We start from the raw sequence: 16,623 nt of genomic DNA on the forward strand, positions 1-16,623 counted from the left end.
GGGTTTGTCCTCGCCCGACGTTCAACAGGAACTCCGGCCGCGAGATCGCCGGTTCTGTTGCATGAATCAAGGGAGACAAGAAATGAAGACGAAGGCTTCGATATTGCTGGCCGGTGCGATCGCGTCGGGTGTGTTGCTCTCGGGCTGCGTGGTCGAACCTGCGCGGCCGCCCGAGCCAGCGCCGGTGGCCGAAGTGATGCCGCCGCCGCCGGCGCAGGGCTATCGGTGGGTGAAGGGGCACTACCGCTGGGAAGGCAACCACTGGGCGTGGGTGCCGGGGCATTGGCGTCCGGTCTGACGCGCGTTGCGTTCAGTCGCGTTCAGTTGCGCTGAGTTGCATTCAGGCGGCGACGAAGCCCAGCATCTTCGACACGCGTCGCGCACAATCGCGCAGCGCGTGAGCGATGTCGCTGTCCCACGCGCCGTCGAACGAGCCGCTCGGCCCGATCGCCGTGATCGCGAGCACGATATGACGGGCGCGATCGAACACCGGCGCGCTCATGGCGCTGATGCCGGCAACGGGTTCGTCGAAGGCCCGCGCGATGCCGCGTTCGCGCACTTCGGTCAGCATTGCATCGATTTGCCCGCGCGTGTAGTCGCGCCGCTGCGCGCCGATCTGCAAGGCCCCGGCCCGCTCGATGGCCACCAGCGCATCCACCGTCGAGGGCGGCAGCCAGGCGGCGAAGACGCGGCCGGTTGCGGTCTGCAATAGCGACATCACGGTGCCGGTGCGCATGGTCACGTGGATCGGCACGCTGGCCTGCTGGATATGGACGATGGTCGGTCCATAGCTGCCGGCGCTGGCGAGCGCGACCGTATGTTCCACGGGCGGCCGCATGTTCGCCACTTCGGCGATCGCGACGCGCACCGGATCGACGCGTTGCAGGCTGATGAGTCCCATCTGCAACGCGAATGGTCCCAGCTCATAACGGCCGGTGGCGGGATCCTGCTGGATCAGGCCGAGGTTGCCGTAGGACACGAGGTACGGATGTGCCTTCGCCGATGACATGCCCGCCTTCTTCGCGAGATCGCCCAGCAGCATGGGCCCGCCATGATCCACCAGCGCGCGCAGCAGCGCGCCGCCTACTTCAATCGATTGAATCCCGCGGCGCACTCCGCTCATGCCGGCCCTCGTTCAGATAGTCGAGATGCGCGATGATAACCGCACGCACAGGCGCGTCAATTCGGTCCGAGACGTGCGATCAGTTCGCGGTGTTGCGGATAGCGGGCTTCGAGAGCGCCCGCCTCGGCCAGTTCGAACTCGCTGAACTCAAAACCTGGTGCAACCGTGCAGCCGACGAGCGCCGCGCCGTCCGCATCGCGGCACTCGGCCGCGAACCAGTCGCCGGCTGCGACCACGGCCTGGAATGCCGCGTCCGGATGCAGCACCGCGTTGCCGAGACGATGGGTGGTCAGCACGCCGTGTTCATCGACGACGTGGACATCGACAGGATCGCCTGCATAGAAATGCCAGACTTCGTCGGAACGAATGCGATGCCACGCGGAATGCGCGCCATCGCAGAGCAGGAAGTAAATCGCGGTGGACGCCGAGCGTGGCTGTGACTCGCGATCGCGCGTTACGTTGCCCGCCGCGCGATAGGTCTCGCGGAAATAGCCGCCGTCGGGATGGGGTTCGAGTTGAAGACGTCGAATCCATTCACGCGGGTCGATGCGGTCATGCTGCATGGGGGTTCCTTTGTCCTTGCGTTTTGCGTTTTGCGTTTTGCGTTTTGCGTTTTGCCAGCGCGGTCGCGGTTCGCGTATTCTGCATGCAAACGACCGTCTCGTTCGAGTCCTCTCTTTCTTCACCTCCTTGAACTGCCGCCACCATGACCTTGTCCTCATCGCTGCTGAACGCTCTCGCCCCGACCGGCACGCTGCGCGCGTCGATCAATCTCGGCAATCCGATCCTCGCGCATCGCACGGAAGGCAGCGAGCCGGGCGGCGTGTCCGTCGACATCGCGCGCGAACTCGCATCGCGTCTCGGCGTGCCCGCGGCGTTTACGTCGTTCGACCGGGCGGCGGAGTCCGTCGAGGCCGTCACGAACGAAGCCGTCGACGTCGGCTTCTTCGCGATCGATCCGCTGCGCGGCGCAGGCATTGCGTTCACGGCGGCCTATGTGTTGATCGAAGGCTGCTATCTGGTGCGCGAGGACTCGCCGATCACACGCAACGATGAGGTGGATCGCGAAGGCAACCGGATCCTGGTCGGCAAGGCCAGCGCCTACGATCTGTTCCTCACGCGCGAGATCAAGCATGCGCAGCTGGTGCGCACGGCGTTGTCGCAAACCGTGGTCGAAGAGTTCCTGCGCGATGATCTCGAAGTCGCGGCCGGCGTCAAGCAGCAACTGCAAGCCGATTCCGCCCGCCACCCGGGCGTGCGTCTGCTGGACGGCCGCTTCATGGTGATCCAGCAGGCCATGGGCTTGCCGAAGAACCGCGGCGACGAAGCCTTAGCCTTCCTGCGCGGCTTCGTGGAGGACATCAAGCGCTCGGGATTCGTCGCCGCCGCGCTGGAGCGGCATGGCATCGAGGGCGCGTCGGTGGCGCCGGCCGCCTGAACGCGTTCCTGCGCGAGCCGCTCATGCAACAGGGCGATCAGGGCAAGATCACGCTCGCCGTGACCGACTGGATCGACGCCACGTTCGAACAGGATGTCTCGGGCGGGCTTGCGGCATTCAATCGCACGCAGCTTGGACCGAGCCGGCAACGCGATCTCGCGGTGTCGCTGTATCGCGGCGACGATTTCATCGGCGGACTCGCGGGCTACACCGCGTGGGACTGGCTCTTCGTGAAATGGCTGTGGATACGCGAAGACGCCCGCGGCCTGGGCTGCGGGACGCGCGCGCTCGAAGCCGCTGAGAGCGAGGCGCGGAAACGCGGCTGCCGTGCCGCCTGGCTCGACACGATCAATCCCGCGGCGCGCGCGCTCTACGCACGCTGTGGTTATGCTCCGTTTGGCGAGATCGCAGATTTTCATGCGGGGCACGCACGGTACTTTCTGCAGAAGCGGTTTTCGGCGTGAGGGCTTCGCCTGACCGCGAAGCAACTCCGCGCAGGTTGGTGGTATTTTTCATCACCTATGCGGAATGCCATTTTTCGCCTTGAATAACAATGGCGCCCTTCAGAATCGAACGGCGCCAACCAGCTGATTTTGAGGTCAAGCCTTTCTGTTCAGTCTGCAGAAGTCAAGGCGAGCACCCGACTCAGATCATCGATATGCCGCCACGGTCGAAGAAAACTCATTCATAGCCCGAACAGCATCGAATTTATCCGGGATTCCCATCGGAATCCCGTAGTCGGCTGTGTAGCGATTCGGCGTCGAATAATACGGAATCGCATTTCCAGCCATGATAGTAGCTAGTGGACGATAGCCTTGGTTATAGGATTTGCTCTCGCCGCCATGTTGCAGGCCCATGTTATGACCGAGCTCGTGACGCATGACCGTCGTTCCACAATTGATGGATCCAGTCGCTATCATATTAAATGCATCCGCTCGTAGCCAGGCCAGACCGCAGCCATCTTCCGTCCCTTCATAGTAGATTCCATCTGCTTTCATACCATCTCTCCAACCCTGAACAGTCGGATCGCTACGTAGATCGCGTAGAGGATCGATCAAGGCCTTCCATTCGGGCTTTGCCGTCACTTCTTTAATCCCGCAACAACGGTAACGAAAGTTGGCGCCGGAATTTTCCAATGCCTGATTTGTCAGCGTAAATCCCTCGATGAGGCGAATGCGCATGGTATCCGCGCCCAGGCGAGCCGCGGCCTTATCGCTGTAAAGTAGCAGGAGATCGATCGTGATGGTTTCCCTGACCCACGTGCCCTGTGGATCTACCTTGAAAGCTACGGATTCTCCGTTGGAAACCACGTAGCTCGTTCCATTCGCCAATACTGAAAAACTCAGTTCGGCTTGACTCTGCACGATGACGCGAGTCCCCATCTGTTGCGCCGAAGGTAGTTGCAGTGTCGGCTGCCAACTCGCACTGGAAAAATTGATTATCGTTCGGGGTCGACTCAAATCTGAAAGTTTGCCGCCTACGATGTCTCCTGCCTGAATGATCGTGTCTGGTGAATGCATCAATTGCCAGGTCTTGTTCTCGTCGATAAAGAAGAAATCATACTGTTCGCCGGTGTGAAGCTTCATGATCCCAGGCATGTTGACGTTTGACGGATCGATAACTGCTGTATAAAGCGCCGACGACTTGATCGATATCTTGTCGCGATTACCGGCCACATCGGGAAGGCGGACACGTTCAATCCAGTTTCCGTCTGAAAAGCAGATGCGGGTAGTCTGCGAAGTTGGCGGCGGGATCTGAAGGTTCAGGCTAGCCGCATTGAGCGTCCTGACCGGCGCAGAGTCAATGACCCAACCATTGAAACTAGCCAAAAACTTGAATACATACTCATCGCCGGTTTTGATTTGCGTCGTGCTCGCGTACAGCATGTGAAGATCGCTCACTTTTGCGGAGTAGGTCGCACGCGAGCGAATGACGATGTATGCCTGATCGACAGCCTTCTCGGGTAGTTTTATTTGCGGCACCCAGTTGGCATCTGCCATTGCGTAAAATGTGAAAGTGCCTGGCTGCTCCGGAATCGTGTCGCCTACTTCTCGCGGCGAGAAGTAACTGACACCCGTTCCGCTGATGGACCATTTTTTCATCGCCTGCATGTATTGAAATTTGTACTCGCAACCGCCGGCGATGGTCAGCGAGTCTATTGGAAGATCCACATAAGCAACATCCAGTTCGGCGGAATACGTCGCCGACGAGCGAATCACGACCTGATCTCCGGCGCCTGGCTGCAGCGGCAATGTGATGTTTTTAGTCCAATTTCCGTCCGAAAGGACAAAAATCAATTCGCTGTATCCCGATGGCAGGTTTCCACTACCGAGTTGGTTGGGACTGGTCACAATTATTTTCTCGTTCATCTTCACACCGTTTTGTATATGCATGCGGACACAAAAATGCCGCTTCTCTTCGCGCCACGCAGATCGCCTTGATAAAATAAAAATACAATCCTGAAATCCTTCGCATGAATCGAGTCTTGATTTACTGAAACACACAAAGGACGATTTAAATTAAATTCAACGCAGCGTGAAAACCATAGTTCCGCGCTGAAGATTGGCGACGGAGACACGGAAGATTTATTTTCTACCCCATAGATTCCTCAGCCCACGCCTCCCATATATCATCGATCGTCTTTCATTGAACATTTATGATTTGATTTATTCCATCTCACCCATTTAAGGCGCATTTGATAAAAATGGGCATCGTCATTCAGCCAGGTAAATAAAGTGGGGAATTTCGCCCCCCTAAAAAGAGACTGAAGCGAGTCACACCAGGGGCTTCCATCTATATAAGGGATGCGAGTAACCGCTCGTTCCGGGATCGTGGTAACGACGCCGCATCGCGATAAGGACTTGCTGGCATCGCTCGATGACATGCGCAGCACGATCACGGGAGGGAAAGGAGCAGTGCGCACAGGGCGCGACCGCTGTGACATCGAAGAATTTCGGTCGATTCAGCCGCTCAGATCTGAGCAAGCGTCCAGCAATCCAACAGAAAGGCGAAAGTCCCGCTTTGCATTACGCACGCAGGACTCCATCTGGCATTACGCATGTTGCATTACGTATTCATTTTCAGACGATCTACCACTCGTGCGACGATCGCGCTCCGCGCCGCCAGCGACGGCGCGGAGCGCTGGCGCACTCGCTCCAGCACTGAAGCGGGCGCCAGTGCGGGATCGCCGGCGTCGAACGGTGGTGCCGGCGCGTACTCCAGTTGCAGTTGAATGGCCTGGGCCTCGCTTTCGCCGACCAGCTCGGCAACGAGCGTCAGCGCGAAATCGATACCCGCCGTGACGCCGCCGCCCGTGAACAGATTGCCGTCGCGCACCACGCGCGCCTGCACCGGAACCGCGCCCAATTCCGCCAGCAGCGCGTGATAAGCCCAGTGCGTAGTCGCGCGCTTGCCGCGCAACAAACCCGCCGCACCGAGCACGAGCGAGCCCGTGCAAACCGAAGTCACATAGCGCGCGTTAGCCGCCTGGGTCCGGATGAAGCCAAGCGTTGCCTCGTCTTCCATCAGATCGCCGACACCAGCCCCGCCTGGAATACAGATCACGTCGAGCGGCGGGCAATCATCGAAGGTCGTGTCGGGCGTCAGGATCATCCCCGCGCTCGACGTCACCGGCTCCCGCGTCTTCGCGATGAGATGAACCCGGGCGTCGGCGATCTGCGCGAACACGTCGTATGGGCCGGTCATGTCGAGTTGCTGCACGCGCGGAAACAGCAGCAGGCCAAAGTTGAGCGTCATCGTGATCTCCTTGGGAGTAAGCCTTTCGAGTATCGAATGAGTCGATGGTATGCTTCCTCAATTTGGCGGAAATGACATATCCCCCACTTTTTACGCCAGACAGTCGCACGGACTTTGGTATATCGAACGCAAAATGCCTCATCCCACCGCTCATATAGTCGACATCCTCGCGTTCCCCGACGTCCAGTTGCTCGACGTCGCCGGCCCGCTCCAGGTGTTCGCCACCGCGAACGATCTGACCCGGGCAGCCGGTCTGCCGCCGCCCTACCTGCCACGCGTGGTCGCCCGGGAAGGCACCGTGAGCGCATCGGCTGGACTCGGATTGGTCGCCTGCCCGCTTCCGCCAGCGGATCAACCCTGCAACACACTGATCGTCGCGGGCGGCTGGGGCGTGCATGAAGCGGCGCGTGACCCGCAGCTCGTCGAGTGGGTAGGAACCCGCTCCATGCATGCGCGCCGCACGGCTTCCGTATGCACCGGCGCATTCCTGCTGGCCGCCGCCGGTCTGCTCGACGCGCGCCGGGCTGTCACCCACTGGACGCGCTGCGCGGAACTCGCCGCGCGCTTTCCCGCAGTGCATGTAGAAGCCGATCCGATCTTTATCCGTGACGGCGACATCTGGACCTCGGCAGGCATAACGGCCGGCATCGACCTGGCGCTTGCGCTGGTCGAGGAGGATCTCGGACGGGCAATGGCGCTCGACGTTGCCCGGCATCTGGTCGTATTCCTCAAGCGCCCCGGCGGACAGGCGCAATTCAGCACCGCGCTGTCTCTCCAGCGCGCAGGCGACCGCTTCGGCGAACTGCATGCCTGGATCGCCGAACATCTCGCCTCCGACCTGACCGTGAGCGTGCTCGCGGAACGCGTGGGCATGAGCGAACGCAGCTTCGTCCGCCACTACCGCGCCCAGACCGGCATGACGCCCGCGCGCGCTATCGAACGCATGCGGCTCGAAGCGGCGCGCAGCTTGCTGGGCGATACGCGCCTCTCCGTCAAGCGCGTCGCCGCGCGCTGCGGCTTCGGCTCGGAGGAAACCATGAGGCGTGGTTTTTTGCGTGCACTTGGCGTACCGCCGCAGACGTATCGGGACAGATTTACCGGCTCCGAGGGCGCGCAGGCCGAGCATTCGTAACGGATTCCTGTGCCGCGGCTTTTTTTGCTTTGCCTACTCAAGCCTGTATGCTCGATGCCGTTAGCACTAAAAGTACGTTTGCTTGATACGCGCGGCCTGAGCGCGGCGCGCGGGCACATGTCGCTGAACGAGAACCGCCCGTCGCGGGCGGCACCAGGGCCTGGAGCGCCGATGACCGTGTTACCCGCGTACGACGTGCAGGAAGGTTGTGCGAGCGCCTTCGCCGCAGCCACCGCAACGGCAAGGGAAAAAAACAATTTGGCAAGCGCCGCGCCGTCGATCGAATTCCTGCTGCGTCATTTCGCTGCGTCGGGCTGCCCGCAGCAATGGGCCTGGTATCGCGCGGGTGAGCAATTGCATCTCGAGCGGCGCGGAGACACTCCTCCATCCGAAGGCCAATGCTGGCCGCACAGCCTCCCCGAGGACCGTCTCGCCGAATGTTGCACGACGCATGACTGGCATGCATGGCCCACCGGAAGGGGTGAAAGCGTATTGGGCTGGCTGCTCGCCCCGGCTGCACTGCGTGATGACGCGCGTCTCGCCGAACTCGCACGCACGCTCGGCGAGCGGGTCCAGGCCGACGTGCTCGCCCGCGCCCAACTCACTCAGCGTGTGCTCTATGAGATTGCCAATCTGGCAAGCTCGGTATCCGAGCGCGCCGACTTCCTGCGCGGCGTGCATGAACGGCTCGCCACCCTGATTGACGCCGAGAACTTCTATCTCGCGCTGTATGACCGCAAGACCGGCAAGATCACGTATCCGTACTACGTCGATGTGATCGACACTGACGTGGTTGCTGCCGAGAACTACGACATCCTGAATCCGGCACGCCTCTCGATGACCGGGCAAGTGCTGACCAGCGCCCAGCCCTTGTTCATCACCACCGAAGACATCTGCACCGCGGAACGCGAAGGCCGCTTCTACTGCATCGGCGACCGTCCCGAGTTCTGGATGGGCGCGCCGCTCAAGAATGCTTCCGATGAAGTCTTCGGCATGCTGGCGATGCAGGTCTACGACGTCTCGCGCATCTATACCGCCGAAGACCGAGCGCTGTTCCTCGTGGTCGCACGGCACGTCGCCATGGCGCTCGACCGGATCCTGCATCGCGCCGATCTCGAAGAGCAGGTCGCGCGACGCACCTCCGAACTCTCCAAGCTCAACGCCGCGTTGCGTCACGGCATTGCGGAGCGCGAGCGGTCCGAACACTTGCAGGCGGCGCTTTATCAGATCGCGGAGCTGTCGAGCCGGCCCGGCGACACGATGGAGTTCTTTCGCAGCCTGCACGGCATCGTTGGCGAGCTGCTCTACGCCCGCAACTTCTACATCGCGCTGTTCGAAACCGACACGGGCGAGGTGTCATTCCCGTATTACGTCGATGAGATCGTGCAGGAGCGCCCTGCTCCGCGACGCGGGCAGCGTGGCTTGACCGAATACGTGATCCGCGAGCGGCGCGCCCGCCTCATCGATCATCAGGAAGCACGGCGACTCATCGAAGATGGCGCGTTCGAGATCGAGCATAGCGAAGTGCGGCTGCGCTCGTGGCTCGGCATTCCACTCTTCGACGGCGATGTCGTGCGCGGCGTGCTGGCCGTGCAAAGCTATTCCCCGCTCGTGCGTTATTCGCTGCGCGATCAGGAGCTGCTCACGTTCGTCTCGCGCCACATCGACACCGCGCTCTCGCGCCGTCGCGACGCCGAAGCGCTGCACGCCGCCAATCTCGAACTGGAAGCGCGCGTGCAGGCGCGCACGCGCGAACTCGACGACGTCAACGCGCGCCTGCTCTACGAGAACTCGCATGATTCATTGACTGGCCTTCCGAACCGCAGCCATCTGATGCACAAGCTGCGTTTTGCATGGACCGAGTATCAGAGCCACGCCAATGACCTCTCGGTGATGTTCATCGACCTGGACCGCTTCAAGGTCGTGAACGACAGCCTGGGCCATCACTTCGGCGACATGTTGCTGGTGCAGGCCGCAGCCCGTTTGCGCGATTGCCTGCGCCCCGGCGATCTGCTGGCGCGGCTGGGCGGCGATGAGTTCGCCGTGCTCTCGCCGGATGCGCCGGTGCGCGAGGCCGTCGCCATCGCGAAGCGCATTCTCGCCGCCTTCGACCTGCCGTTTCACATCGAAGAGCACGTGGTGTTCTCGTCGTGCAGCATCGGCATCGTGAGTGCGGACGGCGAATTCCACACCGAGCCCGCCGACCTTCTGCGCGACGCCGATACTGCGATGTACCGCGTCAAGAACGCGGGTCGCGATAGCTTCGTCGTGTTCAATCAGGAACTGCGCCGGCAGGTATCGGATCAGGTGGAACGGGAAGGCGCGCTGCGCAACGCGATCAAGCGCGATGACGAACTACTGCCTTATTTCCAGCCTATCGTCGATGTAAAGAGTGGCGAGGTGGTCGCGCTCGAAGCGCTGATCCGCTGGCAGCAACCGGACGGCCGTATCGTGGCGCCTGGGGAGTTCCTGCCATCGGTGGAGGGCCTGAGGCTCATCGGACGGCTCGATCTCTACATGCTCGAACGCGTCGCGGCCATTCTCTCCCATGCAAGCTTCGCGCACTGGCCGCCCGTGCATGTGAACTGTTCCAGCTACAGCATGACGCGCCCGGAATTCGCCGACGACGTCCTCGCGCTGCTGCGGCGCTATCGTGTGTCGCCGTCGCGCATGTGTCTCGAACTGACGGAAGGCGCACTCGTCGCCGAACCGGATCTCGCACGACGCACGATGCAGCGGCTGGCGGACAATGGCATGTCCGTCGTGCTCGATGATTTCGGCGCGGGTTTCTCGTCCTTGAGCTACGTCCACCAGTATCAATTCACCGGCCTCAAGATCGACAAGTCGTTCATTCTCGAATTGACCGAAAGTCCGCGCAGTCGCGCGATTGTTCGGGCGATCGTGCGCATGGCGGAATCGCTCGATCTGACGCTTGTGGCTGAGGGCGTTGAAGACGCGGCAACCCTCGCCGTGCTGCGCGACATGGGCGCCGCGCAGGCGCAGGGCTACTTCTTTGACAAACCCATGCCACTCCAGGCGCTCACGCGCGCATCGCTCGCACCGCGCTCAACGACCATCAGCGCCACGCTTTAAGGCATGCCGCCAAGCGACGGCGAAATGATGCTGCCCGGTTCACCCTGCGGCTCGCCGCTCACCTCATGCACTACCCGTGTCTTCACGGGCGCATGATTCATCGCACACGTTTCGACTGAATCGTTCAACAGGCACTGCTGGAAGGCATCGGCCCTGATCTTTGCGTCGAACGAATAAATGGTGTCTTCTATCTTTACCTCGGTATCCGAGAGGCGCTCTGCTGTGATGGTCATGGTGCCGATTCCTTGTCACGGTTGATTCCCTTCTTCGACAAGCATCAAGCGCTCCCGCCAGACGCGCAAGACGGGAACGGCTGTTGCTGAACCATAAGAGAGCGATAAACAAGGAGGTGAACCATGGCACAGCATCCGGCGCATGCGCAGAATTATCGGCATCCCGATGAACCGCGCCCCGACGAAATCGAGCGCGCATTGAAAGGCGCAGCCTATCCACTGAGCAAGGAAAAATTGCTGACGCTCGCGAAAAGCAATGGCGCCGACGGCGAAGTCATGGCCGTTCTCACGCGGATGAACGACCGCAACTTCGACAGCGCGGATGCGGTCATGCGCGAGGCCATGCGCGTCGAATGATCGTTCCTGCGGCAATGCAAAGCGTTGGCGACAGGCTTTCAGACCTGGCCGCAGCGTGGCGTCGCATCGAGGAAACCGTAATCGCACAGAATCAGCAGTAGGAACCGCCGCGCACGCCAGGCGGCAATAATCTGAGCAATGTCGACGAGACGAGATAGACAGGGTAATCCCGCAGCCGGGCGAAACGCTTGTGAACGCACCTGACAAATCGGGCACGACGCCTGAAAATTCCGGAAATCGCCCTCGCCCTCTATAAAAAATTTAAATGGACGCTCGGGCAAATTCCAATCGTTTCACCCTGAAAGTCGCGTTAGCATCAAGAGTGCGTCGATTGGGGTGCGCGGCTATGCACGGCGCTCGGCAAGAGTGGAACCGCGCAATGGCCCCGGCATCCGCCGGGCCAGTCCATTGCACAAGGAGGCTCTATGAAGTGGGAAACACCGAGTTTCACCGATATGCGCTTCGGCTTTGAAATCACGATGTACATCGCCACGCGTTAAGTCGGAACCCGAATGACAAAACGGCCACGCAAGTGGCCGTTTTGCTTTGATGCCATCGATACGACAGACTTACTTTCGCGGTATCGATTCGGTATGCCGCTCGGCGGAATCAGGCTTTGCAGCGGCTTCAGGATCCAGCCCGCCATGACCCGCAATCTCCGGCTGATTACCGGATCCATAAGGCACCTCCGCCGTCTGATGCGGATGTTGATCCAGACGCCTGTTATCCGGCTCGATCTCCGCCGCATTCGGATGCGGTGCGGAATACGGCTGCTGATGCCGTTTCTCTTCGCTCTCGCTCATCTTCAATCTCCTTTCGACGGTGCATTGAATGACGAGCGAGCAACCCGCGTTCCCGTGCGTGCGAGATAACGGCACCAAGCCTCAGATCGCCTGCGTCGACAACGCCGAGCCGATCACCTCATTCGAAACAGCATCCACTGCCTGTTTCACGATGCCCACGATCTCGTCCACCTCATTGCGCGTCGTCACGAGCGGCGGCGCAAAGCCGAGAATGTCGCCGTGCGGCATCGCCCGTGCGATCACGCCACGCTCCAACGCCGCAGCCGACACCTTTGGCCCCACCTTCAGGCTTGCATCGAAGGGCTTGCGGGCATCCTTGTCGGCCATGAACTCCAGAGCCGCCAGCATGCCCGCGCCGCGCACTTCGCCGACCAGCGGATGCGCATCGAACGCCGCGTGCAGTTGCTGCTGAAGATACGCGCCGACATCGGCAGCATTCTGCGTGAGGTTCTCGCGCTGCAGAATGTCCAGATTGGCGATGGCGGCGGCAGCGCAGATCGGGTGTCCCGAATAGGTCCAGCCATGACCCATCGGGCCGAATTCGCGCGAACCCTTCTCGATTACATCCCACACTTTTTCGCCCACGATCACGCCCGACAGCGGCGCATACGCGCTCGTCAGTCCCTTCGCGACCGTGATCAGATCCGGCTTGATGCCGAAGTGTTGCGCGCCCATCTTCGAGCCCAGACGGCCAAAGCCGCACACCACTTCATCGGAGATCAGCAGGATGTCATGCTTGCGCAGCACGTCCTGAATGGCTTCCCAATAACCTTGCGGCGGCGCGATGATACCGCCCGTTCCCATTACCGGTTCGGCGATGAAGGCGGCGATGGTGTCTGCACCTTCCTTCGCAATCAGCTTTTCGAGTTCCTCGACGCAGTACGCCGTGAACTGCGCTTCGCTCATGCCGGCTGGCGCCTTTCGATACCAGTGCGGACAGACCGTGTGCTTGACCCGTTCGATGGGCAGGTCGAAGTTCTGATGAAAGCTCGCGAGGCCGGTCAGACTGCCCGTGACAATGCCGGAGCCGTGATAACCGCGCTCGCGCGAGATGATCTTCTTCTTGTTCGGACGCCCGAGCACATTGTTGTAATACCAGACGATCTTGATCTGCGTTTCGTTGGCGTCCGATCCGGACATGCCGTAATACACTTTCTTCATGCCTTCGGCCGACCAGTCGATGATGCGCGACGACAATTCAATGATCGCATCCGTCGAATGACCGACATAGGTGTGGTAATACGCAAGCTTCTTCGCTTGTTCATAGATGGCCTCGGCCACCTCCGTGCGGCCATACCCGATGTTCACGCAATAAAGGCCCGCGAACGCATCGATATAGCTTTTGCCCTGATGATCCTGGATGCGAATGCCCTTCGCGCCCGTGACGATCTTGCCGGGCAGCGCGCCGCTTGCGTGATCGTGCGCGTGTGTGGACGGGTGCATGAAATGAGCGCGGTCTTCCGCGAACAACTGGTCGAGCGATTGATTCTGCTGGGTCATGTGCTTCTCCTTGATGCAGGGTTGTCCGGGGGATGGTTCAGGCCGCGCTCGTGAGCGGCAGGCCTAGATTGCCGAGGCAAAAGTATTTCGTTTCGACGAAGGGCTCGAAGCCTTCCGCGCCGCCTTCCCGCCCGAGGCCCGATGACTTCATGCCGCCGAAGGGAATCGGCGCACCGGTGAACTTCACGCCATTGACCGAGACCATCGCGAAGTCGAGACGTCGGACGAGCTGGAAGATGGTGTCGATGCGCGTTGCACAAACATAGGCAGCGAGGCCGTATTCGGTATCGTTGGCGCGTGCGACGGCTTCGTCGAGCGTGTCGAACGGGGAAACAGCGGAGATCGGCGCGAAGTTCTCTTCGTCGTAGATACGCATGCCCGCTTGGGCATCCGCAACCACGGTCGGTTCATAAAACCAGCCGCCAAGCGCATGCGGACGACCGCCCGCCGTCACGCGCGCGCCTCGTGCTTTCGCGTCTTCGACGCGTGCCACAGTGGCGTCGAACGCGGCCTGATGCATCAACGGTCCGACATCCACGTCCGCTTCGAATGCGCTGCCCACCCTGAGCGCGCGCACCGCCGCCGAGTAATGTTCGACGAATGCCTCGTAAAGCGGCCGCGCCACGAGAATGCGGTTCGCCGCGCAACAATCCTGTCCGGAGGTCTGGAACTTCGCGCCCATCGCGACGCGCACGGCCTGTTCCAGATCGGCGTCTTCCGTCACGATGAACGGCGCATTGCCACCCAGTTCGAGCGCGAGCTTCTTGATGCCCGATGCAGCAGCCGCCTGTGCCACCAACGCGCCGACACGCGTCGAGCCGGTGAAACTGACGGTCCGCACGCGCGTATCGCCCACGAGCGTTTCCATGGCCATCTGCGGTTCACCGAGAACGACGTTGAACACGCCAGGCGGAAAGCCCGCTTCTTCCGCGAGCTGCGCCAGCGCGATGGCCGAGAAAGGCGTTTCGTGCGCGGGTTTCACTACTACCGTGCAACCCGCCGCAAGCGCGGCGGCGGCCTTGCGCGTGATCATCGCGGCCGGGAAATTCCACGGCGTGATGAGCGCGGCGACGCCGACCGGCTCGATCACCGTGCCGAGATGCGCGCCGTCGATGTGCGTCGGAATCGTGCGGCCCGCAAGCCGCTTCGCTTCGTTCGCGAACCATTCGATGAAACTCGCGGCATAGGCGATCTCACCCTTCGCTTCCGCGAGCGGCTTGCCCTGTTCGAGCGAAAGGATGCCCGCGAGATCCGGCAGATGCCGCACGATGAGTTCGTGCCAGCGCAGCAATAGCGCGCTGCGCTTCTGTTGCGGCATCCAGCGCCACGACTGAAACGCGCGATCGGCGGCATCGACTGCGCTGGTGATCTGCGCCTGGTCGAGCATCGGCACATGACCGATGATCTTTTGATCCGCGGGATTGTTCACCGCGATCGACGCGGCGCTGTCGCTATGAACCCAGCGGCCGTCGATATAACAAAGCGATTTGAAGAGAACGGGATGACCGAGCAGCATGCTTGTCTCCTTGCTCAAAGCGTGCATTTGTTGAAGTGATCCGATGCATTCACTTTAAGCCTCATGCACGTCACGAATTTTTTGTTATGACCCTGGGCGCATGCCGTTTTTTCTGTTCATTGCAGCCGTTTCCTGAAGTTATTCGCGCGCTGCGCGCCTTGCTTCAAAGGACATCGTCAGCCCAATCCGGCGGACCTTCCGCGCTGTTCTTGACCACCTTGGTGACGATATACGTGAAATACCTTTCGATGCCGAGTTCCTCGACGAGCAGCGAATCAATGAAGCGCTGATAGTGATCGATGTCGCGCGACACGACATGCAGCACATAGTCCACGCCGCCGCCGGTCGCATAGCACTGCACGATCTCCGGCGCGGCGTTGACGCGTTCCTCGAAGCGCCGCATGTCCTGCGCCGTATGCCGCGACAACGTCACTTCAACGACAATCCGGCTGCCCTTGAACGCCGCCGTCCAGTCGATGTCCGCGCGATAGCCGCGCACGAGACCGCTCTCCTCGAGCTTCTTCACGCGCTCCCAGGCGGGCGAGATCGACAGGTTGACCTCTTCCGCCAGACGCGACTTGGTGATGCGGCCATCCCGCGCGAGGATGCGCAGGATGGCGAGGTCGTAGCGGTCGAGCTTGATCAACTCAGACCCGCAGGAAGATTGCGCTCGATCACATCCGCGAGCACCGCCACGGTGTCGCCGGTCTGCACGAGGCCCGGGAAATGACGCGCCGCAAGCAGGCCGTCGCGCTTCGCCCGGTATTCGAACGGCGCCGCGCCGGTCCGCGCGATGTCATGCACGCGCGCGAGCACGTCGCCCGCCTTCACCTGCTCGCCGAGATCGCGGCACATTTCGAGCAAGCCGCTGTGCTCGCTCGTCGTGTAGCAGGAGCCATCGGGCATGTCGAGCAGCGTCGTGGTGCGCGGCTCGCCCGCCTGCGCCGGCGCTTTCTCCACGATGCCCGCATAAGCAAGAAAGCCATGCACGCCGCGCTCGGCAATAGCCACGCTCTTCGCTGTGGACGTCCCGCCGCCGCCCAGTTCCGTCGACACGAACACCTTGCCCGCATCCTCGGCGGCACTGTCGTACAGACCGATGCTGTCGAGTTCGAGCATACGCATCGAATACGGCGCGCCGAACGCCCGCATCGCGGCTTCGCAACGCGCTTGCTGTGTCGCGTCGTTCAACACGTGAATGGCCGCGAACGGCAGGAAGTCGAGCGTGCGGCCGCCCGAATGGATGTCGAGCACGAAGTCGGCGAGCGGCAGCAGATGACGCTGGAAGTAATCCGCGATCTTCTCCGTCACCGTGCCGTCTGGCTTGCCGGGAAAGCTGCGGTTCAGGTTGCCCGCATCGACCGGTGAAGTGCGCGTACCGGCGCGAAACGCCGGGTAGTTCATGAACGGCACGATGATCACGCGGCCGTTCACGTCCTCCGCGCGCAGCGTCGAAGCCAGTTTCGCCAGCGCGATCGGCCCTTCGTACTCGTCGCCGTGATTGCCGCCCGTGAGCAACGCCGTGGGCCCGTCGCCGCGCCGGATCACGGTGACGGGCATCATCACCGCGCCCCATGCGGAATCGTCACGCGAATACGGCAGCTTGAGGAAGCCGTGCTGCACGCCGTCGGCGTCGTAATCGACGGTCGGGCTGATCGGTGACGCGCGCATC

At 61.4% G+C, this 16,623-nt stretch carries 17 protein-coding genes; 7 read left to right on the top strand and 10 right to left on the bottom strand.

Features of this window, described 5'->3' with window-relative positions:
- Positions 1–82 precede the first annotated feature (82 nt).
- Positions 83–298 (top strand): YXWGXW repeat-containing protein, encoded by a 216-nt coding sequence (locus QCE63_RS30270; RefSeq protein WP_309838200.1) that lies wholly within the window; start codon positions 83–85, stop codon positions 296–298.
- A 42-nt stretch (positions 299–340) separates the two neighbouring features.
- On the opposite strand, the gene QCE63_RS30275 is transcribed toward QCE63_RS30270, so the two are convergent.
- Both QCE63_RS30275 and QCE63_RS30280 read right to left on the bottom strand, forming a co-directional pair.
- Entirely contained in the window at positions 341–1,123 is a 783-nt protein-coding gene (locus tag QCE63_RS30275; protein WP_309838201.1) for an IclR family transcriptional regulator, read from the bottom strand.
- Positions 1,124–1,179: 56 nt separating this feature from the next.
- Positions 1,180–1,686: a cupin domain-containing protein gene (locus QCE63_RS30280; RefSeq protein WP_309838202.1), complete on the bottom strand. Its 507-nt coding sequence runs from the start codon at positions 1,684–1,686 to the stop codon at positions 1,180–1,182.
- 143 nt (positions 1,687–1,829) lie between these two features.
- Here QCE63_RS30280 and QCE63_RS30285 point away from each other — a divergent pair, with 143 nt between their 5' ends.
- Both QCE63_RS30285 and QCE63_RS30290 read left to right on the top strand, forming a co-directional pair.
- Positions 1,830–2,561, top strand: coding sequence for an ABC transporter substrate-binding protein (locus tag QCE63_RS30285; protein WP_309838203.1), 732 nt, complete (start codon positions 1,830–1,832; stop codon positions 2,559–2,561).
- Positions 2,562–2,584: 23 nt separating this feature from the next.
- On the top strand, positions 2,585–3,025 hold the full coding sequence (locus QCE63_RS30290; RefSeq protein ID WP_309838204.1) for a GNAT family N-acetyltransferase: 441 nt from the start codon (positions 2,585–2,587) through the stop codon (positions 3,023–3,025).
- 186 nt (positions 3,026–3,211) lie between these two features.
- On the opposite strand, the gene QCE63_RS30295 is transcribed toward QCE63_RS30290, so the two are convergent.
- Together QCE63_RS30295 and QCE63_RS30300 are read right to left on the bottom strand one after the other, a co-directional pair.
- Positions 3,212–4,954 (bottom strand): hypothetical protein, encoded by a 1,743-nt coding sequence (locus tag QCE63_RS30295; protein ID WP_309838205.1) that lies wholly within the window; start codon positions 4,952–4,954, stop codon positions 3,212–3,214.
- A gap of 673 nt (positions 4,955–5,627) precedes the next feature.
- A complete protein-coding gene (locus QCE63_RS30300) occupies positions 5,628–6,317 on the bottom strand; it encodes a DJ-1/PfpI family protein (protein ID WP_309838206.1) in 690 nt (229 codons plus the stop codon).
- Positions 6,318–6,450: 133 nt separating this feature from the next.
- Here QCE63_RS30300 and QCE63_RS30305 point away from each other — a divergent pair, with 133 nt between their 5' ends.
- Together QCE63_RS30305 and QCE63_RS30310 are read left to right on the top strand one after the other, a co-directional pair.
- On the top strand, positions 6,451–7,449 hold the full coding sequence (locus QCE63_RS30305) for a helix-turn-helix domain-containing protein (RefSeq protein ID WP_309838207.1): 999 nt from the start codon (positions 6,451–6,453) through the stop codon (positions 7,447–7,449).
- A gap of 171 nt (positions 7,450–7,620) precedes the next feature.
- Positions 7,621–10,542, top strand: coding sequence for an EAL domain-containing protein (locus QCE63_RS30310; protein ID WP_309838208.1), 2,922 nt, complete (start codon positions 7,621–7,623; stop codon positions 10,540–10,542).
- On the opposite strand, the gene QCE63_RS30315 is transcribed toward QCE63_RS30310, so the two are convergent.
- Positions 10,539–10,775: a hypothetical protein gene (locus tag QCE63_RS30315; RefSeq protein ID WP_309838209.1), complete on the bottom strand. Its 237-nt coding sequence runs from the start codon at positions 10,773–10,775 to the stop codon at positions 10,539–10,541. The two genes, QCE63_RS30310 and QCE63_RS30315, sit on opposite strands and share 4 nt — an antisense overlap.
- 123 nt (positions 10,776–10,898) lie before the next feature.
- Here QCE63_RS30315 and QCE63_RS30320 point away from each other — a divergent pair, with 123 nt between their 5' ends.
- Positions 10,899–11,132, top strand: a complete 234-nt coding sequence (locus QCE63_RS30320) for a DUF2795 domain-containing protein (protein ID WP_309838210.1) — start codon at positions 10,899–10,901, stop codon at positions 11,130–11,132.
- Between the two features lie 425 nt (positions 11,133–11,557).
- Complete coding sequence (gene pqqA / locus QCE63_RS30325; protein WP_008353049.1) at positions 11,558–11,632, top strand: pyrroloquinoline quinone precursor peptide PqqA; 75 nt, start codon at positions 11,558–11,560, stop codon at positions 11,630–11,632.
- A gap of 69 nt (positions 11,633–11,701) precedes the next feature.
- On the opposite strand, the gene QCE63_RS30330 is transcribed toward pqqA, so the two are convergent.
- From QCE63_RS30330 to doeB, 5 genes are all read right to left on the bottom strand, one after another.
- Positions 11,702–11,935: a hypothetical protein gene (locus tag QCE63_RS30330; protein ID WP_309838211.1), complete on the bottom strand. Its 234-nt coding sequence runs from the start codon at positions 11,933–11,935 to the stop codon at positions 11,702–11,704.
- Positions 11,936–12,016: 81 nt separating this feature from the next.
- On the bottom strand, positions 12,017–13,435 hold the full coding sequence (locus QCE63_RS30335) for an aspartate aminotransferase family protein (protein WP_309838212.1): 1,419 nt from the start codon (positions 13,433–13,435) through the stop codon (positions 12,017–12,019).
- A 37-nt stretch (positions 13,436–13,472) separates the two neighbouring features.
- Positions 13,473–14,951, bottom strand: a complete 1,479-nt coding sequence (locus QCE63_RS30340) for an NAD-dependent succinate-semialdehyde dehydrogenase (protein WP_309838213.1) — start codon at positions 14,949–14,951, stop codon at positions 13,473–13,475.
- 163 nt (positions 14,952–15,114) lie between these two features.
- A complete protein-coding gene (locus tag QCE63_RS30345; RefSeq protein ID WP_309838214.1) occupies positions 15,115–15,597 on the bottom strand; it encodes an Lrp/AsnC family transcriptional regulator in 483 nt (160 codons plus the stop codon).
- Positions 15,594–16,622 carry a N(2)-acetyl-L-2,4-diaminobutanoate deacetylase DoeB gene (gene doeB / locus QCE63_RS30350; protein ID WP_309838215.1) on the bottom strand — a complete coding sequence of 343 codons (1,029 nt, stop codon included), beginning with the start codon at positions 16,620–16,622 and terminating at the stop codon, positions 15,594–15,596. The genes QCE63_RS30345 and doeB overlap by 4 nt, the downstream gene beginning before the upstream one ends.
- Position 16,623 lies beyond the last annotated feature (1 nt).

It is taken from the genome of Caballeronia sp. LZ065, assembly GCF_031450975.1.
Lineage (GTDB): Bacteria > Pseudomonadota > Gammaproteobacteria > Burkholderiales > Burkholderiaceae > Caballeronia.